This is a genomic window from Kitasatospora sp. GP30 (assembly GCF_029892145.1).
GTDB lineage: Bacteria > Actinomycetota > Actinomycetes > Streptomycetales > Streptomycetaceae > Kitasatospora > Kitasatospora acidiphila.
The window spans coordinates 385,153-408,946 of record NZ_JARZAH010000003.1 but is presented as its reverse complement, the minus strand read 5'-3'; the positions used below and the strand labels follow the sequence as shown (position 1 = coordinate 408,946).

Below are 23,794 nucleotides of genomic sequence, written 5' to 3'. Positions count from 1 at the left end.
TTACTCCTGGATGAGCAGGGCGGCGGCGGTGACCTCGCCGGTGAACGGACGGTCCGTCAACAGATCGCGCCACTGCCCCGGCAGATCGAGCGTAACCGGAGTGACGCGCTGGGCGAGGGTGTACGGAAGTCGCGGGGCGACGATCGTCAGGTTGGACCCGCGCTGGTACACCACCAGGTGCGGGTCGGCTTCCACCGGTCGGTACGGGCCGAGCGGTCTGGGAAGGTGCAGTGCCGTGCGGGTCAGCGCCAACTTGCGGCGGGCGAAGTCCGACAGCCCCGGCTCCGAGACCCCCGACTCCGAGACGCCCGACTCCGACAGCCCCGACTCCGGCCGGTCGAACACCACGGGCGCCCGGTTGTCCGGGTCGACCAGGGTGTGCAGCGGCAGCTCCGAACCCTGGTAGAGGTCCGGAACCCCCGGCATGGTCAGGTGCAGCAGCGCCGCCGACAGCGAGTTGGACTGCGCGAACGGCTCCAGGAACGCGACGAACTCGCCGATCCGGCTGACGAGTTCGGGCGAGGCCAGAACGGAGCGGGCGTAGCCGGTGACGGCGGCCTCGTAATCGGCGTCCGGGGAGCGCCAGTTGGTGGCCTGCTTGGCCTCGCGCAGCGACTTCAGCAGCACGCCGACCAGCCGGTCCGGCTCGATCGGCCAGGCCGCCACCAGGGTCTGCCAGAGCAGCCATTCGGCGTTGCGGTCGGGCAGCCCGCCGGCCAGCTCGGACCAGGCGGCGCACTCCGCCGCCCAGCGGTCGGGCAGCTCGGAGAGCACGGCGAGCCGGCAGCGGGCGTCGGCGCTGCGCTTGGTGTCATGGGTGGAGAGCACCGTCATGGTGTGCGGCCAGTGCTGCTCCATCCACTTGGCCCAGCAGTGGAAATCGGCCGGGTCCAGGCCGGGGTGGGCCGGGTCGCCACCGACCTCGTTGAGGCTGAGCAGCGGGTGGTAGCGGTAGAAGGCGGTGTCCTCCACGCCCTTGGCGGCCACCGCCGAGGCGGTCTGGGCGAACCGGGTGCGGAACTCGTCCTTGGCAGGGCTGGAACCCAAGTGGCCCTGGGTGAGCAGTTCGACGAACTGCTTCGTGGTCTCCGGCACCGTTATGGTCCGCTCGGCGGGGAACGGGTAGGGCCGGTAGACGGTGTAGTGGGTGAACAGGTCGCACAGCGCGGTGCGCACCGCGAGCGGCGTGTGGTCGGCCAACTCCGGTTCCTCGGTGCCGATCCGATCGGCGAGCCGCACCAGACGGTTGATCTCGGCGGCCAACTCGCCGTGCGCCACCGTCATTTCGGCTCGGCCCAGGCGGCCCGCCTCGGCCGCGGTGGTGTGCACGTCGGTGTACTGGGCGTAGCACTCGGCGAGTCGGGCGACGCCCGCGCGGTCGGTCAGTACGCCGTCGATGTGACGCAGTGCGTCATAGCCGGTGGTGCCCGCGCAGGCCCAGTCCGGCGGGAGGTGCTCCAGGCCGCTGAGGATCTTCTCCACCACGGTGTAGGCGCCGTTGCTGCCCTCTGCCAGCCTGGCCAGGTACCCGCGAGGGTCGGCCAGGCCGTCCGGGTGGTCCACCCGGAAGCCGTCGATCACGCCCTCGGAGTGCAGCCGCAGCAGTACCGCGTGGGTGGCCTGGAAGACCTCGGGGTCCTCGACGCGCAGCGCGATCAGGGTGTTGATGGTGAAGAAGCGGCGGTAGTTGAGCTGGCTGTCGGCCAGCTTCCACCAGGCCAGCCGGTAGTGCTGGCGGTTCAGTAGCTCGGTCAGCGGCAGGTGCTCGGTGCCCGGCCGCAGCGGGAAGACGTGGTCGTAGTAGCGCAGGGTGTCCCCGTCGACCTTCAGCTGGTCCAGCACCGCGCCGAGCCGGTCGCCCAGCACCGGCAGCAGGATCCGGCCGTTGTGCGCCGCCCAGTCGATGTCGAACCAGCGCGCGTACGGCGACCGGGGGCCGTGCCGCAACACGTGCCAGAGCGGGGAGTTGAGGGATTCGGGGACCGGTACCGCCATGTGGTTGGGCACGATGTCGGCGATCAGCTTGAGACCGTGCTGCCGGGCGGTGGCGGCGAGCGCGCGCAGGGCGCGCTCGCCGCCGAGCTGCTCGCTGATCCGGGTGTGGTCGACCGTGTCGTAGCCGTGGGTCGACCCCGGGGCGGCCTCCAGCAGCGGGGAGAGGTGCAGATGGGACACGCCGAGCCCGGCCAGGTACGGGACGGCGGCGGCGGCATCCGCAAGCGTGAACGAGGGTTGGAGCTGCAGCCGGTAGCTAGCAGTTGGTGGTGAGATCACAACCCATTGCTACCCGGTCGGCAGGTGCGGCACGACCGGTTTCGCCCGACCGGGTTCAATGACGTCGCTTGACCGGTCGTTGAAGCACCAGCAAGGAGCGGTCGGTCAGCTTGATCTCCTCGCCGGCGTTGAACCGAACCCCGGTCCCCGGAGTCGGGAGTGTCGCAAGCGTGGTGTCGACCACGACTTGCCACAGTTCACCGAGATCCCGGGGAACGGTGAATTTCAGCGACTCGTAGTGCGCGTTGAACAGCAGCAGGAACGAGTCGTCGGTGATCCGCCCGCCGCGCCGGTCCGGTTCGGAGATCGCCGCACCGTTCAGGAAGACCGTCAGCGACTTGGCGTAGCTGGTGGACCAGTCCCGCTCGGTCATCTCCTCGCCGCCCGGGGTGAACCAGGCGATGTCGGTGAGCGCGTCGTTCGCGCTGGCCACCGGCCGGCCGCGGAAGAACCGGCGGCGGCGGAAGACCGGGTGGTTGCGGCGCAGCCAGACCATGCCCTGGGTGAACTCCAGCAGCGGGCAGTCGTGCGGCCAGTGCACCCAGGAGAGCTCGTTGTCCTGGCAGTAGGCGTTGTTGTTGCCCAGCTGGGTGCGGGCCAACTCGTCGCCGTGCGAGAGCATCGGCACGCCCTGGGAGAGCAGCAGGGTGGCGATGAAGTTGCGCTGCTGGCGGTTGCGCAGCTCGTTGACGGCCGGATCGCCGGTGGGGCCCTCGACGCCGCAGTTCCAGGAGCGGTTGAACGATTCGCCGTCCCGATTCTGCTCGCCGTTGGCCTCGTTGTGCTTGTCGTTGTACGAGACCAGGTCGTGCAGCGTGAAACCGTCGTGGCAGGTAACGAAGTTGATGGAGGCGATGGGCCGCCGGCCGTCGTGCTGGTAGAGGTCGGAGGAGCCGGTCAGCCGGGAACCGAACTCGGCGAGCGTGGCGTTCTCCCCGCGCCACAGGTCGCGCACGGTGTCCCGGTACTTGCCGTTCCACTCCGTCCACAGCGGCGGGAAGTTGCCCACCTGGTAGCCGCCCTCGCCGACGTCCCAGGGCTCGGCGATCAGCTTCACCTGGGAGACCACCGGGTCCTGCTGGACCAGGTCGAAGAACGAGGACAGCCGGTCCACCTCGTGGAACTGCCGTGCCAGGGTGGCCGCGAGGTCGAACCGGAACCCGTCGACGTGCATCTCGGTGACCCAGTACCGCAGCGAGTCCATGATGAGCTGCAGCACGTGCGGCGAGCGCATCAGCAGGCTGTTGCCGGTGCCGGTGGTGTCCATGTAGTACCGGCGGTCGGCGGCCAGCCGGTAGTACGAGGTGTTGTCCAGGCCGCGCATCGACAGCGTCGGGCCCAGGTGGTTGCCCTCGGCGGTGTGGTTGTAGACCACGTCGAGGATCACCTCGATCCCGGCCGCGTGCAGCGACTTGACCATCGACTTGAACTCCTGCACCTGCTGGCCGCGATCACCGGCCGAGCAGAAGGAGCCGTGCGGGGCGAAGAAGCCGATGGTGTTGTAGCCCCAGTAGTTGGACAGCCCCAGGTCGCGCAGCCGGTGGTCGCGGACGAACTGGTGCACCGGCATCAACTCGATCGCGGTGATGCCCAGTTTGCACAGGTGCTCGATCAGCGCCGGGTGCGCCAGCGCCGCGTAACTGCCGCGGATGTCCTCGGGGATGCCGGGATGCAGCTGGGTCAGCCCCTTGACGTGCGCCTCGTAGATCACCGACCGGTGGTAGTCGGTGCGCGGCGGACGGTCGTTGCCCCAGTCGAAGTAGGGGTTGATGACCACCGAGTGCATGGTGTGCGGGCCCGAGTCCAGGTCGTTGCGACGGTCGGGCGCGCCGAAGTGGTAGCCGTAGACCGACTCGTCCCAGTCGATGGTCCCGCTCATCGCCTTGGCGTACGGATCGAGCAGCAGCTTGGCACCGTTGTGGCGATGACCGCGCGCCGGGTCGTAGGGACCGTGCACCCGGAACCCGTAGCGCTGGCCGGGCTGGATGCCCGGCAGGTACGCATGTCGCACGAACGCGTCGGTCTCACGCAGTTCGACGATCTCCTCGGAGCCGTCGGGCTGCAGCAGGCACAACTCGATGCGATCGGCGCTCTCGGAGAACACAGCGAAGTTGGTGCCCACCCCGTCGTAGGTGGCACCAAGGGGGTACGGCTGCCCCGGCCAGACCTGCATATAGCCTCAACTTCCCTGATGTCGAGGGGAGCTGACGCTCCCTCGGGAGTCGGCGCACCGCTGGCTGCGGTATGCCCGGGTGGCGCACGTCACATGTCCGCGCCCCGCCCAGCGTGACGCACGGCACACTGCCGACTGACACACTGTCATTGGCATGGATGCCGCTCCGAGCGCATTCTGACGCCCTTTCGGGGCGCATTAACCCGAACGAGCGGCCAGCCGGAGGGGTTGGCTAGGTCTGCGCCCGTGCTGTCGCAGACCCGTCCTGACGCTCTTTCGAGTCGCCCGGCAGCCGGCCGCAACCAGGGCTCGCACTGGGCTGCCCGGCTGCCCGGCCGGGCAGTACCCTTGATCGTCACGTCGCCTCCAGCCCGGGAGGGGCGGCCGAGAGGTGAGGTAGCGCATGGGGTTCCCCGCCGACGACTGGCCGGACGGGCCCCCGCTCGGCTCGGGTTCGAGAGCCGAGGCGCCGACCGTGGTGCTCGGCTCCCCGGGCGGCGGGCGCCTTCTGCCCGGTCAGGGGAGCGCCGAGGCGGGCGCGCCCGGCTGGACCGGCGAGCAGTGGCAGCGCGCCTACCAGCGGGTCCGGCTCACCGGCCGCGCCTACGTCTGGCTCAACCTGGTCGAGCAGCGGCTGCGCGCCCTGCTCGACCAGCTGCTGCGCCCGGTGTACGCCCCCGCGCACGGCGCGGACTGGGTGACCGCCGCCGCCGGGCCGGTCGGCGAGGAGTGGGTGCGCCGGGCCACCGCGGTGCGCGAGGTCAGCCGGCGCAAGGGGTACCTGCTGGACCCGGCCGACGACGACCCGCTGGTCTTCCTCACGCTGCCGCAGCTGCGCGAACTGATGGTGCAGCACTGGCCGTGCTTCGAGCCGTACCTCGACGACCGGCGCGAGATCGAACTCGCCCTGGACGAACTGGAGGTGGCGCGTCACGTCGTCTCCCGCAACCGCAGCCTGTCGGCCACCGTGCTGGCGCAGACCGAGCGGGCCGCCGCCCGAGTGCTCGGACTGCTGGACGGGCGGCCGGCGGCGTCCGCCGCACCGCCCTCCGATGTCATCGAGGAGCTGGTGGCCGGCCGGTTCGCCGACGTCGCCGCGGTGCACGCCGACCGGGTGCGGCTGCAGCGCGACCTGCCGGTGGAGGACCTGCTGGAGGGCGCCCGGCGGCTGGACGCGATCGGCATCGGGCTCGGCATGCTCTGTCAGAACTTCACCGGCAAGCGGCTGGTGCGCCTCGCCTCCGACGGCTGCCGGGCCCGGCTGCTCTTCCTCAACCCGGCGAGCAGCGCGGTCCGCCGCCGGGAGCGGGAACTCGGGCTCGGGCGCGGTGAGCTGTCCCGCTCGATCGAGATGAACATCATGCACGTCCGCCGGGTCCGCGCCCGGCTGCGCGACCCGGGCGGCTTCGAGATCCGGGTCTTCGACGAGACCCCGCGGTTCACCGCCTACCTGGTGGAGGGCGCCCGGGTGCCCGGCTCGCGGCGGCGCACCGGCGACCTCGGGGTGGTGCAGCCGTACCTGCGCCGGGCGCGCGGGATCGAGTCGCCGGCGCTGGTGCTGCGCGCGGTGGCCGGCGGCGGGGAGGACGGCGAGCAGGGGCTGCTGGACGTCTACCGCGAGGAGTTCGAGGGGGTGTGGACCGACTCCCGGCCCATCAACTGAGGCTCGCACCGGACCCCCCTCTCGTGCCGCGACTAAGGTATGCCTAAGCTAACCTTGGTCGCAGTCGCGGCCCACGCACGCCTAGGGGAGTTCGCCACCGATGTGGGACGACGCGTTTCCAAGCTTTCTGATCGGGCTTCGGGAGGGCCTGGAAGCGGGACTCATCGTCTCGATCCTGGTCGCCACCCTGGTCCGCTCCGGTCAGAAGGGCCGGCTGCCGCAGGTCTGGACGGGCGTGCTGGCCGCGATCGCGCTGGCGCTCAGCTTCGGCGCCGTCCTCACCTTCACCGCGGCCAACCTCTCCGGCACCGCGCAGGAGGCATTCGGCGGCGCCCTCAGCCTGATCGCCGTCGCCTTCGTCACCGCCATGGTGTTCTGGATGCGCAAGTCGGCGCGCAACCTCTCCACCCAGATCCGCGAGAAGGTCACCGCGGCGCTCGGGATGGGCACCGGCATGCTGGTCGTCACTAGCTTCCTGGCGGTGGGCCGGGAGGGCCTGGAGACCTCGCTCTTCCTGTGGACCACCGCCCGCTCCGCCGGTGAGGCCACCGGCCCGGCGATCGGCGCCGGGATCGGCCTGGTGCTCGCCGCCGGGCTCTGCTGGGGCCTGTACCGCCGGGTGCTGAAGATCAACCTGACCAGGTTCTTCACCTACACCGGCGAGGTCCTGATCGTGATCGCCGCCGGGGTGCTCAGCTACGGGCTGCGCGACCTGCAGGAGGGCGGCGTGCTGCCCGGCGGGCACGCCTACGCCTTCGACCTGAGCGGCACGCTGGACGCCGGCTCCTGGTACGCGACGCTGGTGCAGGGCGTCTTCAACATCACCGTCACCATGACCTGGCTGCAGGTGGTCGCCTACGCGGTCTGCCTCGCCGTGGTGATGACGCTCTTCGTCCGCGGAGTGCGGGCGGCGGCGCCCAAGGCCAAGCCCGTCAAGGCCGTTGAGAACACCGAGGCCGTCGAGACCTCGGAAGCCCCCGAGGCCGAGACAACCCCGACCCGCAATCGCTGGCTGCTGCCGGCCGCGCTGGTCACCGTCCCCGCCGTGGTGGCCGGCGTGGTGATCGCGGCCGGCGGCGGCAAGCCGGCCGCCGCCGCCACCGTGACCGTCTCCGACGACAAGACCCAGTGCGGCAAGGGCTTCGCCACCCCGCAGCCCGGCCGGCAGACCTTCCAGATGCACAACGCCGGCTCCAAGACCTCCGAGGTCTACCTGGTCAACCCGGCCACCAACGCGGTCTACGGCGAGATCGAGGGCCTGGCCCCCGGCACCACCCGCCCGCTCACCGCCACCATCGGCAGCGGCGACCTGGCCTGGCGCTGCGTGCCCACCGGCGGCGACGCGGTCACCTCGGCGGCCGTCCACGTCACCGGCGGCGGGCAGGACGTCAAGGCGGTGCTGCCGGTCTCCGAGGACGACCTCAAGGGCCCGCTCGACCAGTACAAGGCCTATGTCAACTCGGGCCTGGCCGACCTGCTGACGCTGACCCAGAAGCTGCAGTCCGACGTGCACGGCGGCAACCTCGACGCGGCCCGCGCCGACTGGCTCACCGCCCACCTCAAGTACTCCTCGCTGGGCGCCGCCTACGGCACCTTCGCCGACCTGGACAAGAAGATCAACGGCCGCGCCGACGGCCTGCCGGACGGCGTCAACGACAAGGACTTCACCGGCTTCCACCGCGTCGAGTACGGCCTGTGGCACAACCAGAGTGCCGCCGACCTCACCCCGGCCGTCGACCAACTGACCGGTGACGTCGCCGACTTGATCAAGGCGTTCCCGACCCAGGACTTCGACCCCGGCGACCTGCCGCTGCGCACCCACGAAATCCTGGAGAACACCCTGCAGTTCGAGCTCTCCGGCGACACCGACGAGGGCAGCGGCACCAACCTGGCCACCGCCGAGGCCAATGTCGCCGGCACCCGCGAACTGCTCACCGTGCTGCAGCCGTTGATCCAGACGCGCAGCCCGCAGCTGCTCGACACCGTCAACGCCGAAATGTTGCGGGTCGGCGACCTGCTGGCCGCCGCCCACCACCCGGACGGCAGTTGGACCCCGGTGCAGCAGCTCGACCAGCCGGCCCGGATGCAACTCAACGGCGCCACCGGCCAGTTGCTCGAAGACCTCGCCCCGATTCCCGACCTGCTTGAGATCCGGAAGTCCGCCTGATGACCAGCCAGCCCACCTCCACCGGTTCCTGCCCGTTCCCGCACGCGGCCGCCGCCCCCGAGGCCGCCTGCCCGGCCGGCCCCGCGCGCCGCAGCTTCCTGGGCGCCGCGCTCGGCGTCGGCGCGGCCGGCGCGGCGCTGGCCGGCGGTGCCTTCGCGCTCGGCGGCGGCTCGCAGCCGGCCGAGGCGGCGGACGCCGGCGCAGCGGACGGCGTGGTGCCGTTCCACGGCGAGCACCAGGCCGGGGTGCTCACCCCGCAGCCGATGGCCGCGGCCTTCCTCTCCTTCGACGTGATCGCACAGGACCGGCCCGCCCTGGAGCAGCTGTTCCACACCCTGACCGAGCGGATCCGCTTCCTCACCGCCGGCGGCACCCCGCCGGACCTGGGCGTCGGCGCGCCGCCGGCCGACAACGGGATCCTCGGCCCCACCGTGCCCAGCGACGACCTGACCGTCACGGTCGGCGTCGGCGCCTCGCTCTTCGACGGCCGCTACGGCCTGGCCAAGGCCAAGCCGGTCAAGCTCGCCCCGATGAAGACCTTCCCCAACGACAACCTGCAGCCCGACGAGCTGCACGGCGACCTGTCGCTGCAGATCTGCGCCAACAGCCAGGACACCGTGCTGCACGCGCTGCGCGACATCGCCCGGCACACCCGCGGCGCGATGCAGGTCAAGTGGCGGATCGACGGCTTCCAGAACGCCCCGCGCCCGGCCGGCGCCCAGCGAAACCTGCTCGGCTTCAAGGACGGCATCGTCAACCCCGATGTGAAGTCCGGCCGCGAGATGGACCGCCTCGTCTGGGTCAAGGACGGCATGGGCGAGCCGGCCTGGGCCACCGGCGGCAGCTACCAGGTGATACGGATCATCCGGATGCTGGTGGAGTTCTGGGACCGGGTCTCGCTGGCCGAGCAGGAGAAGATGTTCGGCCGCCGCAAGGACACCGGCGCCCCGCTCGACGGCGCCAACGAGAACGACGCCCCCGACTACGCCAAGGACCCGGACGGCAAGGCGATCCCGCTGGACGCCCACATCCGCCTCGCCAACCCGCGTACCGACAAGACCGACGACACCCGCATCCTGCGCCGCGGCTACAACTACGACCGCGGCATCGACAAGGTCGGCAACCTCGACATGGGCCTGGCCTTCTGCTGCTACCAGCAGGACGTGGTCCGCCAGTTCGAGGCCACCCAGACCCGCCTGATCGACGAGCCCCTGGTCGACTACATCTCCCCGACCGGCGGCGGCTACTTCTTCGTGCTGCCGGGCGTGAGGGACGCCGGGGACTGGCTGGGGCGGGGGATGTTCGCGGCGGCGTGACGGGCCGTCAGGAGCTGGTCAGATGCCAGGCAGCTGGCCGGCGCCTGGTGCGTCGACCACTTGGTCGGCGGGGGGTTGCGTGATGGTGACCGGGGAGTTGAAGGCGCTGAGGGTGAGAGTCTTGATGCCCTTCTTCTCCTGCAGGACATAGGGTCCGGAGTCCACCGAGACGAGGATGGTCGACGTGCTGCCGTCGGCCGAGGTGTCGGTGATCCAGACCGCCTGGTGGCCGTCGGCGGATATCGTGTCGCCCTTGGTCATGGTGCCGCGCCCGTCGATCAGCTTGGAGATCATCGGGTCGAGCTGACACGTACGAAGCATGTCCTTGAGACCCGGAGAGCCGTTCGGGGTCTTGAAGTAGTGACCTTTCAACCGGTCGGCAGCAGGGGTGGAAGGGTACCCGGCCTCCAGTCGCTCCCAGTTCTGGCCGGCCTTGATGACGAAGCTGAGGTAGGGCGCGCCCTCGACGGCCATCGTTCCCGCGCAGTTCCCGGCGAGCTGATCGACGTCCAGGTGCTCGACATCCCCCTTGTCGGCGGGATTGGTGGCGTCCACCTTGAGGGTCTGGATCTTGTCCGTCGCGGTCACAGCGTCGCTGAGCAAGTCGCCGGCCGACAACCCTGCCCAACCCTGCCAGCCCTGCGGCGATGCCGAGGACGAAGCAACCGGCGTGGCGCTTACGGCGGGTGAGGCGGCGGCCGAGGTGCTCACTGTCGGGCTCGCCGCCTTCTGGCCGCTCGACCCGCAGGCGGCGAGGGCGGCTATCAGCGGCAGGCAGAGCAGGGGGCGCGGCAGGCGCACGGACGGTACTCCTTCATGGGAACGGAGAGCGCACCGGACGCTAGCAGCACCATCACATCTGTGAAGGCGAATTCGTTCGAACAGGGCCTACCAGCCGGATTGTCACAGGTAGCCGTGATGATGGACCCCGACGAACCGAGAGACGGGACGGAAGGGGCGCTGGTGATGGGCGAGCTTGACGCGGGGCCGGTGGCGGCGCCGTGGTGGCAGGGGCCGCTGGTGGGATTCGACCTGGAGACGACCGGGACGGAGCCGGCCGAGTCGCGGATCGTCACGGCCGCGCTGGTGGAGGCGGTCGGCGGGGTGCCGGTGCGCACCACCCGTTGGCTGCTGGATCCGGGGGTGCCGATACCCGAGCAGGCGCGGGCGATCCACGGGATCAGTGACGAGCAGGCCCGCACCCGGGGGCGCCCGGCCGCCGAGGCGGTCGAGGAGATCGCGGTGGCGCTCTGCGAGAAGCTCGGCCGGGGCACCCCGGTGGTGGCGTTCAACGCGCCGTTCGATCTGTCGCTGCTGGACGCCGAGCTACGGCGCCATCAACTGCCGTCGCTGGCAGAGCGGTTGGCGGGAGAGCTGGTGGCGCCGGTGCTGGACGCGCTGGTGATCGACCGGGCGGTGGACCGCTATCGCAAGGGCTCCCGGGGGCTGCAGCGGGTCTGCGAGGTCTACGGGGTGGAGCTGGCGCACGCGCATGATGCGGCCAGCGATGCGCTCGCCGCCGTGCGGGTGGCGGTGGCGCTGGGCCGCCGCTATCCCGCCGAGGTCGGCGAGCTCACCCTGGCCGCGCTGCACGAGCAGCAGGTGCACTGGTACCGCGAGTGGGCCGAGGGCCTGCAGTCCTGGCTGCGCGCCGGCAAGGACCCGCAGGCCGTGGTGGATGCCCGCTGGCCGCTGCGCTGACGGTCGATCAGCTGGTCAGCCGGCCGGGAAGTCGTCAGCCGGCCGGGAAGTCGAAGGTGTAGCCCTGCTGAACCAGCCACGGCAGCAGCTGGGCCAGCGCCGCGACGCTCTCGGAGCGGTCGCCGCCGCCGTCGTGCATCAGGATGATGCCGCCGGGCTTCAGCTCCGACTTGGCATTGGCCAGGATCTGGTCCACGCCGGGCCGGGCCCAGTCGCGGGTGTCCACGGTCCAGCCGAGCGGGCGCAGCCCGTCCTGGGCGGCGATCTGGCGGTTCGCCTTGCTGAAGTCGCCGCCGGGCGCGCGGAACCAGCTGACCTGGGTGCCCGGGCCGCCGGCCGCGACGATCATGTCCTTGGCGGCGGTTATCTCGTAGGTCTGCTTGTCGAGCGAGAGCGTGTGCATCGGCTGCGGGTGGTGCACGGTGTGGTCGCACAGCCGGTGGCCGTCGGCCACGATCCGCTTCACCAGCGCGGGGTTGGCGGTGGCCTGCGGGCCGATCTCGCAGAAGGTCGCCTTGACGTGGTACTGGTCGAGCAGGTCGAGGATCTGGCCGGTGTACGGGCCCGGGCCGTCGTCGAAGGTGAGCGCGACGGTCTTGCCGTTGGTCGTGCTGCTCGCGGTGTTGTAGACGATCGAGGTGCCCGGGGCGTCGGGCGCCGGGCGCGGGGCGGCGGCCGTGGTGGCGGGGGCCGGGTCGGCGGAGGGCGATGCCGGGGTGGTGCGGCCGCCGGTGCCCGCCGAGCCGGACGGAGTCGAGCCGGTGGGGGTCGAGCCGGTGGGCGAACCGCTGGGGCTGCCGCTGGTCGGACCCGCCGTGGTCGTGGGGTCGCCGGTGCTCGCCGAGCTCGACGGATCCACGCCGGCCGAAGCCGAGCCGGCGGACGCCGAGCCCGAAGGGCCCGCGGCCGGAGTGCCGGCGGCGTGGCCGGACCCACCCGAGCTCGGGCCGCATGCGCAGGCCAGAGCGAGCGTGAGGGCCGCTACGCCACCGGCGGCGGCGCGGCGGAGCACGGTGCGGTGGGTGCGGACCGGCATGCGGCGACTCCTGACGTCATGAGGCGGGTTCGGCCGCACCGAAAGTGGTGGCGGCCGCTCCCTACGACGATGACGGCGCGGTCCGCAGTTCCGAAATGCTGAGAGGATTGTGAGAGCTATCTCACCAATCCTGGGAGTTCACTCAGCTTTCGGGTCCGGGTGGTTCTGCAGAGCACCTCTTCGGCCCGCCCGCGGCCGTTCAGAACGCGTGCCAGCGCACCGACTGGTCCGCCTCGCGCAGCGAGGTCACCCGGCGGCGGAATTCGGCCAGCGCGGCCGGATTGCCCGGCACCCGCTGGGCCAGCCAAGCGGTGCCGGCGGTCTCCCGGGCGCCGCGGAGCACCGGGTAGCCGGCCCAGTCCCGCACGTCCCAGCCGTAACTGCGGGTGAACGCGACGTAGTCGGCCTCGGGCAGGCCGTAACGGTGGTGGCTGACCGACAGCACCACCAGGTCGTGCTCCCGCAGGTCGTCGGCGACCGTCTCCAGGTCCAGCAGGACCGGCCCGTGCGGGCCCAGGTGGACGTTGCGCGGCAGCGCGTCGCCGTGGATCACCCCGGTGTGCAGCATCGGCACCAGCTCGGCCACCGCCGGCTGCTGCTCGTCGCGGCGCCGCAGCAGGAACGCCACGTCGGCCGGATCCAGTGCGGTGCCACCGGCCCGCAGCCACCGCTCCACCGGCGCCAGCAGCTCCCGGTGGGGCAACTGCTGCCGGGCCGGGCCGGGCGGGCCGGGCAGCAGGTGCAGCGCCCGCAGCAGCGGTCCGAGGTCGGCCGCGGTGGCCGGCCGCACCGCCGGCGCCAGCCGGTGCCAGAAGCTGACCGGGTGGCCGTCCGCCGGCTGGTCGACCAGCCCGTCGGCCGGCCGCACCACCGGGATGCCCGCTCCGTCCAGCCAGCGGGCGACGGCCAACTCGCGCGCGGTGCGCTCGGCCAGCACCGGGTCCCGGGCCACCTTGGCGACCACGGCGGGGGTGCCGAGGTCGAAGACCGCGTTCTCGCCCAGCGCGAGCAGCCGGGCGCCGGCCGGGTCGGGTAGGCCGGCGGCGGTACAGGCCCGCGCGAGCAGGGTGCGGGCCCGCGCCTCGTCGAATGGCGGTTCTTGGAGGACGTGCATGCCCACGAACTTACCGGCCGCTCCCAAGATCGAGAACGGTCGGTTCCAGCCGCACTGAAAGGCCGTCAGTTGATCAGGGCCGGCTCCGGGTGCGCCCGGCGGAGGGTTCACGCCGGTCTTGCCGCTGTGGGTCTCCAACTGAACGTAACAGGGCGGGAGTTGACCGTTGATCCGGCCGACGGGCGAGTCCCGCCGGGGCTTCCCTCGGGGGAGTGAGGTGGGGTTTTCCCTGGCATCCGCTCCACCTTGGGTACGGGGAGAACTCCACCCTGAGGGGGAGGGATCTCCACCCGAGGGACGAGGTCGGGGGCGCGGATGGCAGGCCAGGATGGTTGCGGGGCAGTAAGCGGGCCCCTGGGGGAAACGTCACGACGTGGTTCAGGGACGGCACCGGCGCTGGTCATAAGTCACTTGCCGGGCGGCCAGTAAGTTCTCGTATGATGCTTCTCCTGACTATCACTTACCTGCCGACCGGCTAAGGTCCGCGACCTCAGCCACAACCCGTCGCCCGTCGTCCCCGTCCCTCAGGGCTGCGGTGAACCCATGCCAGGAGGCATCGGAAGCCATGTTCCACCGAATCGGACAATTCGTCGTCAAGCGCGCCTGGTGGGTGATAGCCGCCTGGGTGGTCGCCGCCATCGCGATCATCGCCACGGCGCCCCAGCTGACCAGCTCGAACGATGAGAGCGACTTCCTGCCGAAGAGCTCCGAGTCGATCCAGGCGGCGAACCTGCAGCAGCAGGCCTTCCCGGCCGCGTTCACCCCGAACGGGTTCCTGCTCTTCCAGCGGACCGACGGCGGCCAGCTGACCGACCAGGACAAGCAGGCCATCAACAAGGTGACCAGCGGTCTGACGGCGGAGAACATCCAGTACGTCAAGACCATCGTGCCGGTCTCCGACAAGGCGGTCTCCAAGGACGGCAAGTTCGCGCTGTCCTCGATCGGCCTGGAGAAGAACGCGCCGCCGCAGAGCACCGACCCCGCCAAGAAGCTCCGCACCGACGCCAAGTCGCTGGCCAACGGCACCGACCTCAAGGTGCAGCTCGGTGGCCAGATGGGTCAGGGCCTGGACCAGGCTGACTCCTCCAACACCGCCAACGCGCTGATCTTCCTCGGCAGCTTCGTGCTGATCGTGGCCATCCTGGCGATCATCTTCCGCAGCGCGATCATCTCGGTGCTGCCGCTGCTGCTGATCATGGCCGTGATCATGCCGACCAGTAACGCGCTGATCGCCGACGCCACCAAGCTGTTCGGGCTCAAGGCGAACGACACCATGTCCGCGATCCTGATCGTGGTGCTGCTCGGCGTCGGCACGGACTACTTCCTCTTCCTGATGTTCCGCTACCGCGAGCGGCTGCGGGCCGGGGAGCCGCGCAAGGAGGCCATGGTCAACGCGATCGGGCGGGTCGGCGAGGCCATCGCCTCCGCCGCCGGCGCGGTGACCGTCGCCTTCGCCGTCCTGATCATCTCCAGCCTCGGCCTGTTCAAGGCGATCGGCCCGGCGCTGGCCATCGCGGTCGTCACCACCGCCATCGCCTCGCTCACCCTGGTGCCCGCGATCTTCTCGGTGATCCCGGAGCGGGCGCTGTTCTGGCCCGGCAAGAAGTGGATGCACGAGAAGGACGGCGCCCGCTTCGCCGCCCTCGGCCGGATGACCCAGCGCCGCCCCGGCATGGTCGCCCTGGTCTCCGGCGGTCTGCTGGTCGCGCTCACCCTGGCCGGGCTCGGCTACAAGGGCACCTTCGACCTGGCCTCCGGCTCGATGCCCGCGAGCAAGGAGTCGATGGTCGTCCAGAGCTCCATGCAGAAGGCCTACTCGGCCGGCGCATCCGACCCGTCCGAGGTCTACGTCACCTCGACCAACGGCTCGCCGCTCGACAAGGGCCAGTTCCCGGCCTACGTCCAGGCGCTCGGCAACGTCAAGGGTGTCGCCGACGTCGTCCCGCAGCCGACGGTCAGCAAGGACGGCATGACCGCCGACTTCACCGTCACGCTCAAGGACGACCCGGCTTCCAATGCGGCGCTGGACACCATGGACGGCCTGCGCTCCGCCGCGCACAAGGCCGCCCCGGCCGGCACCAAGGCCATGGTCGGCGGCATGACCGCGATCGAGGCGGACATCAACTCCGCGATGGACCACGACTACAAGACGGTCTTCCCGATCGCCGCGCTGCTGATCATGATCATCCTCGGTCTGCTGCTGCGCAGCGTCGTGGCGCCGTGGTACCTGATGGTCTCGGTCGGCCTCGGCTTCGGTGCCACCCTCGGTGCCACCAGCCTGGTCTTCCAGCGGTTCGACCACCAGCCGGGCATCATGTTCATGATGCCGATCTTCATCTACCTGTTCGTGGTCGCCATCGGCACCGACTACAACATCCTGATGATCGCCCGACTGCGGGAGGAGGCCCGCGAGGGCCGCGACCCGCGCGCGGCGGCCTACGAGGCGATCAAGCACGGCGGCCCGACCGTCGGCTCGGCCGGCACCATCCTCGCGGCCTCCTTCGCCACCTTCATGCTGGCCGGCAACGTGCTGTTCAGCGAGATCGGCTTCTCGATCGCCTTCGGCATCATCGTCGCGGCCTTCGTGATGGCGATGTTCTTCACCCCGGCGCTCACCGCGCTGCTCGGCCGCGCCGCCTGGTGGCCCGGCCACCAGGAGCCGAAGCCGGTCCCGGCGGGCGAGTGGACCGAGCGGGACGAGATGGTCCCGGCCCGCTACCACACCCCGCAGTAGCAGGGGAGCAGCCGGCGCCGCGCCGGCTGCCCCTCGCAGCACCGCTCATGCACGGCGGACGGGCCGCCCCGGGTACTCTCGGGGCGGCCCGTCCGCCTGCGTCACCGGCGGTCCGCCGACCGTCCACCCGGGCGTTGCGCGGCGGACGAACGGCCGCTGACCTGCGGACTTGCCATGGTGCGGATCGAGCGTCCCGGGTGAAAAATTATCCGATCATTTTGACCCGCACCGTGCTACAGTCGAACCAGTTGCAGTTTTGGTTCCCATGAACGTTTGTGTGCGCCTGCTGGTAATCAACCAACAGGCGCATTTGTTTTGTCCGGTGGGTCATCTCCGGATGGGGATCGCGGCGACGCGAGGCACACGCCGTGTGTGCTTCGTTGCCCCAGGTATGTAGAGGAAATCGGTTATGGCTACCGGCACCGTGAAGTGGTTCAACAGCGAGAAGGGCTTCGGCTTCATCGAGCAGGAGGGTGGCGGCCCGGACGTGTTCGCCCACTACTCCAACATCAGCGCCAACGGCTTCCGCGAGCTGTTCGAGGGCCAGAAGGTCGAGTTCGACGTCACCCAGGGCCAGAAGGGCCCGCAGGCCGAGAACATCACCATCGTCGGCTGACCAGCGGCTTCGCTGGAATCGCTTGACACAGCGAAGGCCCGCACCGCTAGGTGCGGGCCTTCGCCCATGCCGCCGCATCGGCCGGGGCGGCGCACTCACTCCTGGCGGCCGAACCATGGGTCAACCCACCGCGGTGACCACGCAGGACGGAGTACTCCCGTATGACCGATCAGGCACGCCCGGCCACCGGCCGTCGGCCCCGCAGCCGACAGGCGCAGGCGCCCCGCAACGGCCAGGCCACCCGTAACCCGGGCCAGGGCCGCCCCCGCAACTCCGGCGCCGCCGCCCGCACCCGCCCGGTGCCCGCCGCCGCCGACTTCACCACCGTGACCGGCACCCCGGCCCGCCCGCCGGCGGCCACCTTCGCCGAGCTCGACATGCCCAAGGGCCTGCTGTCCGCGCTCACCCGGGAGGGCGTCACCGAGCCGTTCCCGATCCAGTCCGCGACCCTGCCCGACTCGCTGGCCGGCCGCGACGTGCTCGGCCGCGGCCGCACCGGCTCCGGCAAGACCCTGGCCTTCGGCCTGTCGCTGCTGGCCCGGATCGCCGGCGAGCGGGCCGACGCCCGCCGCCCGCTCGCCATGGTGCTGGTCCCCACCCGCGAGCTGGCCCAGCAGGTCACCGAGGCGCTCACTCCCTACGCCACCGCCGTCAACGTGCGGATCGCCACCGTGGTCGGCGGCATGTCGATCACCCGGCAGGCCAACGCGCTGCGCCGCGGTGCCGAGCTGCTGGTCGCCACCCCGGGCCGGCTGGACGACCTGATCGCCCGCCAGGACGTCCGCCTCGACGAGGTGCGGATCACCGTGCTCGACGAGGCCGACCAGATGGCCGACATGGGCTTCCTGCCGCAGGTCAGCAAGCTGCTGGAGCAGGTCGCCGAGGGCGGCCAGCGGATGCTCTTCTCCGCCACCCTGGACAAGAACATCGACCGGCTGGTGCAGCGCTTCCTGACCGACCCGGTGGTGCACTCGGTCGACCCGTCGGCCGGCGCGGTGACCACCATGGACCACCACGTGCTGCAGCTGGAGCCGGCCGACAAGGCCTCCGCCACCGCGCACATCGCCTCCCGGGACGGCCGGGTGATCATGTTCGTGCACACCAAGCACGGCGCCGACCGCCTGGCCAAGCAGCTGCTGGCCAACGGCGTCCGGGCGGCCGCGCTGCACGGCGGCAAGTCCCAGCCGCAGCGCAACCGCACCCTGGAGCAGTTCCGCGACGGCCGGGTCAACGCCCTGATCGCCACCAACGTCGCCGCGCGCGGCATCCACATCGACGGCCTGGACCTGGTGGTCAACGTCGACCCGCCGATCGACCACAAGGACTACCTGCACCGCGGCGGCCGTACCGCCCGGGCCGGCGAGTCCGGCACCGTGGTCACCCTGGTGCTGCCCGAACAGCGGCGCGACGTCTCCAAGTTGATGACCGTCGCGGGCATCCGGCCGACCACCACCAAGGTCCGCCCCGGCGACGCCGAGCTGGCCCGGATCACCGGCGCGCGCACGCCCAGCGGGGTGGCGGTCACCATCGCCCCGGTGGTGGCGCCGGAGGCGGCGGCCGCATCCGCGCCCAAGGCGGGCGGCAGCGCCGGCAACAGCGGCAACCGCCGCCGCTCCGGCGCGCGCAGCAAGCTCCCCACCGACGTGGACATCAACGGCAACGCCAAGCAGCGGCGCCCCAAGCAGCGCCTCGGGGGCACCGCGAGCACCACGAGCACCGGTGGCGGCGGTCGCCGGATGGCGTCCGGCTTCATCGGCAAGGCCAGCGGGTCGCCGGCGCCGGGCAGCGGGTCGAAGAGCGGCTCCAACTACGGCACCGGGCGGCAGCGCCGCAAGGCGAACTGAGGTCGCGAGGCTGATGCGGTTGCCGAGGCCCCCGGTTGAGGCCTCGCTGCCGTCGCGCTGAGTGGAAACGCCCTGCCTCCCCGTCTTCTGGACGGGGAGGCAGGGCGTTCTGCATGGGTCGGGGCTGTCAGACGGCGGCCGGGGAGCCCAACGCGGCCCCCATGGCGGTCAGCAGCGGGAGGCGGTCCGCCGTCGCCAGGTCACGCGGCGACAGCACCACCAACTGCAGCTCGTCCGGGGCCCGCAGCACGATCTGGTCGAAGCGCAGCGGGCCGAGGCGCTCGTGCTCCATGTCCTTGTCGGCGCCCTTGCGGTCCTGCACCTCGTGCTCGTCCAGCCAGGCGGCGGCCTCCGGGAAGTGCTCCCGCAGCCGCTCCAGCAGCGCGGCCATCCGCCGACCGCCCACCGTGGCCTCGCCGCCGCGCTCCGCGTAGGCGGACCGCAGGTGGGCCAGCATCCGTCGGCCGTGCCGCTCCCAGTCCACCGTGCGGGCCCGGCCCGGCCGGTGCGCGAACGCCACCCAGGGGAGGTTGCGGTCCTCCAACTCCCAGGCGGAGAAGTCGAACAGCGCCTCGGCCTCCGGGTTCCAGGCGCGCACCGTCCAGTCCGCGTCCATCAGGAACGCCGGCGCCGGGGACTGCGCCTGCACCAGCCGGACCAGCGCGGCCGGCAGCTCGGGCGGGGCTGAAAGCGTGTGCGGGGCGGGCTGGTTGCCGGCCAACCGGAACAGGTAGTCGGTCTCGGCAGGGTCCAGCCGCAGGGTGCGGGCCAGGCTGCCGAGCACCTCGGGGGACGGGTTGATCTCGCGCCCCTGCTCCAGCCAGGTGTACCAGGTGACCCCGACCCCGGCGAGCACCGCGATCTCCTCCCGGCGCAGCCCCGGCGTGCGGCGCCGCACCCCGGGCGCCATCCCCACCTCGGCCGGCGTCAGCCGGGCCCGCCTGCTGCGCAAGAAGTCGGCGAGTGCGTCCCGCCGCACCTGCCGCCGCTGCTGATCGATCGTCACCACGACCTCCCCCTGGGTATCCGACCACCAGTATCTCCGCGCGCCGGGCCACCCGGCTGCCGCAGACCCGCCCGATCGAGGCCGTCCATGCCCTGATCGGCCGAAACCCGGACCGTGCCCCGCAGACCGTCGTTAACCATGGCGACGCGCAGCGGCTTGCCACCGGGACCGCCGACACGCCCACAGAAACCGCCACCAAGGAAGCCAGCTGATGACACCTCAGGACAACGCCCGGCCCGCCGAGGCCTCCGGCACCTTCGCCCTCGGCGGCGACCTCACCGTCAACCGCCTCGGCTACGGCGCCATGCAGCTCACCGGCCCCGGCATCTGGGGCGACCCGAAGGACCCGGAGGAGGCGGTGCGGGTGCTGCGCCGCGCCGTCGAGCTGGGGGTGAACCTCATCGACACCGCCGACTCCTACGGCCCCTTCGTCAGCGAGCAGTTGATCCGCAAAGCGCTGCACCCCTACACCGACGGCCTGGTCATCGCCACCAAGGCAGGCCTGACCCGCCAAGGCCCGGACCAGTGGCTGCCCGTCGGCCGACCCGAATACCTGCGCCAGCAGCTTGAGCTGAGCCTGCGCCACCTCGGAGTCGAGCGGATCGACCTCTACCAGCTGCACCGGATCGACCCGCAGGTGCCGCTCGCGGAGCAACTCGGTGCGCTGACCGACCTGCAGCGGCAGGGCAAGATCCGCCACATCGGACTCTCCGAAGTCACCGTGGCGCAGCTGACCGAGGCCCGGCAGCACGCCGAGATCGTCTCCGTCCAGAACCTCTACAACCTGGCCGACCGCTCCGCCGAAGCGGTGCTGGAGCACGCCGAGGCTGGGGGCATCGCCTTCATCCCGTGGTTCCCCATGGCCACCGGCGAACTCGCCCGCCCCGGGGGCCCGTTGGACGCCGCCGCCAAGCAGCACGGCGCCACCCCGGCGCAGTTGGCGCTGGCCTGGCTGCTGCGCCGCTCCCCGGTGCTGCTGCCCATCCCCGGCACCTCCAGCGTCGCGCACGTCGAGGAGAACACCGCCGCCGCGCAGTTGTCGCTGACCGATGGCGAGTTCCAGGCGCTCGCCGACGCCGTCTGAGCCACCCGGCCGGGGGCGGCTCCCCAGGCTTCCAAGGCTCCCCCTGGCTCCCATGGCTCCCCTGGTAGTGCGACTACCAGTATCCCCACGCACTGCTGCGCCCGCCCGAACCGCACGAGGCTTGGAGCAGCCAAGTGACAAGGGGAGCAAGCATCATGACGAAGAACGTTGTCCGGGCCGCGCTGGCCGCCACCCTGGCGGTCACCGGCCTGCTGGCCACCGCGGAGAGCGCTGCCGCCGCGGAGACCGCTACTGCCGCGGCGCCCGCTACTGCCGCGGCGCCCGCCGCCGTCGCGGCCGGGGCCGGTCAGTACGCCGCCGTGATCAGCGGGCACGGCGACGCGCTGCACCCGGAGAGCGCGAGTTGGGACCCGATCCACCGCCAGTTCGTCGTCAGCTCGATCCACCAGGGCGTGGTGAGCAGGGTCGGAGCGGACGGCATCGCCCGGCCGCTGGTGACCGACCCGCGGCTGGTCTCGGCCCTCGGCGTCAAGGTGGACGCGGCGCGTGGCCGGGTGCTGGTCTGCAACGCCGACCCGGCGGGCCTGTCGGTGCGCAGCACCGCGCAGACTCCGGGGCACGTCGCGGGGCTGGGCAGCTACGACCTGACCACCGGGCGGCCGCTCTGGTACGTCGACCTGGCCGCGGTCGCCGGCGACGGCGGCCGGCACCTGGCCAACGACATCGCGTTCGACCCCGACGGCACCGCCTATGTGACCGACTCCTTCGCGCCGATCGTCTACCGGGTCACGGCGGACGGTCATGCCTCCGTGCTGCTGCGGGACGACCGGATCGGCGCCGGGCCCGGCCAGATCGGCCTGAACGGGATCGTGCTGCGCGGCGGGCGGCTCTTCCTGGGCAACTACGCCACGGGCGCCGTCTGGGAGTTGCCGCTGCACCGGCCGCAGGCGGTCCGGCTGCTGGTCGCGGACCCGCGCCTGGTCGGCCTGGACGGGCTGGCGGCCGGGCCGGACGGCAGCCTGGTCGGCGTGACCAATCGGATCGGGGTGGATTCCTCGGGCGCGGTGGTGACGGTCCGTCCCGGTGCCCACGGCGGGCCCGCCACGGTCACCGCCCGCCCGTCGGCCGACCCGGCGCCGACCGCCGTCACCCGGGGGCCGGGCGGTGCGCTGTGGGTGCTGTCGGGACGGATGGACATCCTGTTCGGGGGCGGGGTGTCGGACGCGTTCACCTTGCGGCGGGTGTGAGGGGCAGCGGGGGTGGGGCCTGAGGCGTTCCGAAAATAGTAGCCATGGACATAGTAGCCATGTACTGTATTCGGTGTGAGTTCAGCAGCTGAGCGCGCCACGGCGGGGTTCCTGGTGTGGCGCTTGTCGATGAAGTGGCGGGTGGCCGTCGATCGGGCGGTCGCACCGCTGGGCCTGACCCATGCGCAGTACGCGCTGCTGGGGTCGCTGTACGGCATGTCGCGCTCCGGGCTGCAGCCCAGCCAGCGCCGGCTCGCCGACCACACGGGGCTCGAACCGCTGTACGTCTCCAAGCTCGCCCGCGCCCTGGAGGCCGCCGGACTCGTCGCCCGCACCCGGGACCCGAACGACCCGCGCGCCATGCGGCTCGCACTCACTGAGCAAGGGCACGACGTCACCCGCCGCGCCATCACGGTGGTCCAGGGGCTCCTGGACCAGCTGCTGGCGCCGCTCGGGGGACAAGACAGCCCGCGCACAAGGCAGTTCACCCGCGAGCTGGCAGCCCTGCTCGACGCACCTCTTGATGCACCTCTTGATCCACACACCGAGAACGATGAGGAGCAGTCATGACCACCACCGCACCCACCACAGTCAACGGCCGGGTCATCGCCCTGGCCCACAACGCCGCCCGAGCCCTCCTGGAGGGCGTGCTGACCCGCCACGGCGCCACCTTCCACCAGAGCGTGACGCTGCCGTCGTCGTGGTCGCGGGCGGGTCCATCGGCCGCGATGAGCTCGTCGCCGACGTCACCGGCTCGCTGAAGACCGACGGGTCCGTCGTGCTCGGCGTCATCGCAGAGCTGGCGGCCGCGAAGCTGCTGGAGGCGGACCCGTCGCAGGAATCCAGGCTGCAACTCACGGACGCCGGACGGGAGCTGTACGAGCGCACCAGCGCCGAGACTGCCGAGATCACCGCCCGGCTGTACGACGGCATTCCAGTCGAGGACTTGGCGGTCGCGGGCCGCGTGCTGACCCTGATCACGGATCGCGCGAACGCCGAGCTGGCCGGCGTCTGACCACCCGGCGTCTGACCACCCGGAGACGCCCACGGCCCACGGCTACCATGGTGGGCGCATCGCACACGAGTTGTCGGCCGCTCTCCCCCCGCGGCGGCACCGCCCCGGGGCGACCGAAGGAGCACGGTACTGATGACGAGAGGCACGACTGAGGGCGCCGAGGTCGAACGAACCCTGGTGGCCACACCGGTCGGCGATGCGCGGATCAGCTGGCACCGCCCGGCCGGCCCCGCCCGCGCGCTGCTGGGCCTCGTCCACGGCACCGGGCGCGGGATCGAGGCGCCCGACATGGTCGCGCTGGCCGCCGCGCTGCCCGCACAGGGGATCACCGTGGCACTCGTCGAGCAGCCCTGGAAGGTGGCGGGCGAGCCGGACTCGCCCGCCGCGCCGACCCTGGACGCAGGCTGGCTGCCGGTGGCCGAACGGCTGGCGGCCGAAGGCCTGCCGCTGCTGGTCGGCGGGCGCAGCGCCGGGGCCCGGGTGGCCTGCCGCACCGGCGCCCGGAGCGGCGCGGTGGCGGTGCTGGCGCTCTCCTTCCCGCTGGTCCCGCCGGACCGGCCGCAGGAGTCGCGGGCCGGTGAGCTCCTCGGCAGCGGCCTGCCCACCCTGGTCGTCCAGGGCACCGACGACGAGTTCGGCGGCCCGGACGTGTTCCCCGAACTGCCCGCCGGCTGGCGCCTGACCGGGGTGCCGGCCGCGGACCACATCTTCGCGCCGCCCGGCGAGAGCCTGCACCCGACCCCCGAGGCGCTGGCGCTGATCACCGCCACGGTCGCCGACTGGCTCGCGAGCCTGACGCTCTAGCGCTGCCGATGTCCTGGTGACCGTGTTTGGCGGTGCGCC

17 protein-coding genes and 1 pseudogene are annotated in these 23,794 nt (G+C 71.6%); 12 read left to right on the top strand and 6 right to left on the bottom strand.

Features of this window, described 5'->3' with window-relative positions:
- Together treY and glgX are read right to left on the bottom strand one after the other, a co-directional pair.
- Nucleotides 1–2,274 (bottom strand): malto-oligosyltrehalose synthase, encoded by a 2,274-nt coding sequence (treY, locus tag P3T35_RS07745; protein WP_280704747.1) that lies wholly within the window; start codon nucleotides 2,272–2,274, stop codon nucleotides 1–3.
- A 55-nt stretch (nucleotides 2,275–2,329) separates the two neighbouring features.
- Entirely contained in the window at nucleotides 2,330–4,447 is a 2,118-nt protein-coding gene (glgX, locus tag P3T35_RS07740) for a glycogen debranching protein GlgX (RefSeq protein ID WP_101379818.1), read from the bottom strand.
- 403 nt (nucleotides 4,448–4,850) lie between these two features.
- Here glgX and P3T35_RS07735 point away from each other — a divergent pair, with 403 nt between their 5' ends.
- The 3 genes from P3T35_RS07735 (at nucleotide 4,851) to efeB (ending at nucleotide 9,593) form a co-directional block, all read left to right on the top strand.
- Nucleotides 4,851–6,110, top strand: a complete 1,260-nt coding sequence (locus tag P3T35_RS07735; RefSeq protein WP_101379817.1) for an SAV2148 family HEPN domain-containing protein — start codon at nucleotides 4,851–4,853, stop codon at nucleotides 6,108–6,110.
- Nucleotides 6,111–6,210: 100 nt separating this feature from the next.
- Nucleotides 6,211–8,277: an iron uptake transporter permease EfeU gene (efeU, locus tag P3T35_RS07730; protein WP_101379816.1), complete on the top strand. Its 2,067-nt coding sequence runs from the start codon at nucleotides 6,211–6,213 to the stop codon at nucleotides 8,275–8,277.
- On the top strand, nucleotides 8,277–9,593 hold the full coding sequence (gene efeB, locus P3T35_RS07725; RefSeq protein WP_101379815.1) for an iron uptake transporter deferrochelatase/peroxidase subunit: 1,317 nt from the start codon (nucleotides 8,277–8,279) through the stop codon (nucleotides 9,591–9,593). The genes efeU and efeB overlap by 1 nt, the downstream gene beginning before the upstream one ends.
- Before the next feature lie 18 nt (nucleotides 9,594–9,611).
- Here efeB and P3T35_RS07720 read toward each other — a convergent pair whose 3' ends face one another.
- Nucleotides 9,612–10,394 (bottom strand): hypothetical protein, encoded by a 783-nt coding sequence (locus tag P3T35_RS07720; RefSeq protein WP_143676780.1) that lies wholly within the window; start codon nucleotides 10,392–10,394, stop codon nucleotides 9,612–9,614.
- A gap of 165 nt (nucleotides 10,395–10,559) precedes the next feature.
- Between P3T35_RS07720 and P3T35_RS07715 the strand changes: the two genes are divergently transcribed.
- Nucleotides 10,560–11,294 carry an exonuclease domain-containing protein gene (locus tag P3T35_RS07715; RefSeq protein ID WP_101379813.1) on the top strand — a complete coding sequence of 245 codons (735 nt, stop codon included), beginning with the start codon at nucleotides 10,560–10,562 and terminating at the stop codon, nucleotides 11,292–11,294.
- 34 nt (nucleotides 11,295–11,328) lie between these two features.
- Here P3T35_RS07715 and P3T35_RS07710 read toward each other — a convergent pair whose 3' ends face one another.
- Both P3T35_RS07710 and P3T35_RS07705 read right to left on the bottom strand, forming a co-directional pair.
- The gene (locus tag P3T35_RS07710) at nucleotides 11,329–12,330 is read right to left on the bottom strand and encodes a polysaccharide deacetylase family protein (RefSeq protein ID WP_101379812.1); all 1,002 of its coding nucleotides are present in this window, start codon (nucleotides 12,328–12,330) and stop codon (nucleotides 11,329–11,331) included.
- 199 nt (nucleotides 12,331–12,529) lie between these two features.
- The gene (locus tag P3T35_RS07705) at nucleotides 12,530–13,444 is read right to left on the bottom strand and encodes an aminoglycoside phosphotransferase family protein (RefSeq protein WP_101379811.1); all 915 of its coding nucleotides are present in this window, start codon (nucleotides 13,442–13,444) and stop codon (nucleotides 12,530–12,532) included.
- Between the two features lie 565 nt (nucleotides 13,445–14,009).
- Here P3T35_RS07705 and P3T35_RS07700 point away from each other — a divergent pair.
- The 3 genes from P3T35_RS07700 (at nucleotide 14,010) to P3T35_RS07690 (ending at nucleotide 18,638) form a co-directional block, all read left to right on the top strand.
- A complete protein-coding gene (locus tag P3T35_RS07700; protein WP_101379810.1) occupies nucleotides 14,010–16,178 on the top strand; it encodes an MMPL family transporter in 2,169 nt (722 codons plus the stop codon).
- 409 nt (nucleotides 16,179–16,587) lie between these two features.
- Nucleotides 16,588–16,794: a cold-shock protein gene (locus P3T35_RS07695; protein WP_101379809.1), complete on the top strand. Its 207-nt coding sequence runs from the start codon at nucleotides 16,588–16,590 to the stop codon at nucleotides 16,792–16,794.
- A 161-nt stretch (nucleotides 16,795–16,955) separates the two neighbouring features.
- A complete protein-coding gene (locus P3T35_RS07690; RefSeq protein WP_101379808.1) occupies nucleotides 16,956–18,638 on the top strand; it encodes a DEAD/DEAH box helicase in 1,683 nt (560 codons plus the stop codon).
- A gap of 127 nt (nucleotides 18,639–18,765) precedes the next feature.
- Here P3T35_RS07690 and P3T35_RS07685 read toward each other — a convergent pair whose 3' ends face one another.
- The gene (locus P3T35_RS07685) at nucleotides 18,766–19,644 is read right to left on the bottom strand and encodes a helix-turn-helix transcriptional regulator (protein ID WP_180356400.1); all 879 of its coding nucleotides are present in this window, start codon (nucleotides 19,642–19,644) and stop codon (nucleotides 18,766–18,768) included.
- Between the two features lie 211 nt (nucleotides 19,645–19,855).
- Here P3T35_RS07685 and P3T35_RS07680 point away from each other — a divergent pair, with 211 nt between their 5' ends.
- The 5 genes and pseudogenes from P3T35_RS07680 (at nucleotide 19,856) to P3T35_RS07660 (ending at nucleotide 23,755) form a co-directional block, all read left to right on the top strand.
- Nucleotides 19,856–20,728, top strand: a complete 873-nt coding sequence (locus tag P3T35_RS07680; protein WP_101379806.1) for an aldo/keto reductase — start codon at nucleotides 19,856–19,858, stop codon at nucleotides 20,726–20,728.
- A 155-nt stretch (nucleotides 20,729–20,883) separates the two neighbouring features.
- The gene (locus P3T35_RS07675; RefSeq protein ID WP_101379805.1) at nucleotides 20,884–21,936 is read left to right on the top strand and encodes a hypothetical protein; all 1,053 of its coding nucleotides are present in this window, start codon (nucleotides 20,884–20,886) and stop codon (nucleotides 21,934–21,936) included.
- A gap of 75 nt (nucleotides 21,937–22,011) precedes the next feature.
- Nucleotides 22,012–22,506 carry a MarR family transcriptional regulator gene (locus tag P3T35_RS07670; protein WP_101379804.1) on the top strand — a complete coding sequence of 165 codons (495 nt, stop codon included), beginning with the start codon at nucleotides 22,012–22,014 and terminating at the stop codon, nucleotides 22,504–22,506.
- Nucleotides 22,503–22,951 (top strand): annotated as a pseudogene (locus tag P3T35_RS07665) (MarR family winged helix-turn-helix transcriptional regulator). The gene P3T35_RS07670 and the pseudogene P3T35_RS07665 overlap by 4 nt, the downstream one beginning before the upstream one ends.
- A gap of 132 nt (nucleotides 22,952–23,083) precedes the next feature.
- Nucleotides 23,084–23,755: an alpha/beta family hydrolase gene (locus P3T35_RS07660; protein ID WP_101379803.1), complete on the top strand. Its 672-nt coding sequence runs from the start codon at nucleotides 23,084–23,086 to the stop codon at nucleotides 23,753–23,755.
- Nucleotides 23,756–23,794: the final 39 nt, after the last annotated feature.

Excerpts from the sequence above, each read along its gene's own strand:
- glgX (WP_101379818.1), bottom strand. The coding sequence starts at position 4,447 with ATGCAGGTCTGGCCGGGGCAGCCGTACCCCCTTGGTGCCACCTACGAC.
- P3T35_RS07735 (WP_101379817.1), top strand. The coding sequence starts at position 4,851 with ATGGGGTTCCCCGCCGACGACTGGCCGGACGGGCCCCCGCTCGGCTCG.
- efeU (WP_101379816.1), top strand. The coding sequence starts at position 6,211 with ATGTGGGACGACGCGTTTCCAAGCTTTCTGATCGGGCTTCGGGAGGGC.
- efeB (WP_101379815.1), top strand. The coding sequence starts at position 8,277 with ATGACCAGCCAGCCCACCTCCACCGGTTCCTGCCCGTTCCCGCACGCG.
- P3T35_RS07715 (WP_101379813.1), top strand. The coding sequence starts at position 10,560 with ATGGGCGAGCTTGACGCGGGGCCGGTGGCGGCGCCGTGGTGGCAGGGG.
- P3T35_RS07710 (WP_101379812.1), bottom strand. The coding sequence starts at position 12,330 with ATGCCGGTCCGCACCCACCGCACCGTGCTCCGCCGCGCCGCCGCCGGT.
- P3T35_RS07705 (WP_101379811.1), bottom strand. The coding sequence starts at position 13,444 with ATGCACGTCCTCCAAGAACCGCCATTCGACGAGGCGCGGGCCCGCACC.
- P3T35_RS07700 (WP_101379810.1), top strand. The coding sequence starts at position 14,010 with ATGTTCCACCGAATCGGACAATTCGTCGTCAAGCGCGCCTGGTGGGTG.
- P3T35_RS07695 (WP_101379809.1), top strand. The coding sequence starts at position 16,588 with ATGGCTACCGGCACCGTGAAGTGGTTCAACAGCGAGAAGGGCTTCGGC.
- P3T35_RS07690 (WP_101379808.1), top strand. The coding sequence starts at position 16,956 with ATGACCGATCAGGCACGCCCGGCCACCGGCCGTCGGCCCCGCAGCCGA.
- P3T35_RS07680 (WP_101379806.1), top strand. The coding sequence starts at position 19,856 with ATGACACCTCAGGACAACGCCCGGCCCGCCGAGGCCTCCGGCACCTTC.
- P3T35_RS07675 (WP_101379805.1), top strand. The coding sequence starts at position 20,884 with ATGACGAAGAACGTTGTCCGGGCCGCGCTGGCCGCCACCCTGGCGGTC.
- P3T35_RS07660 (WP_101379803.1), top strand. The coding sequence starts at position 23,084 with ATGACGAGAGGCACGACTGAGGGCGCCGAGGTCGAACGAACCCTGGTG.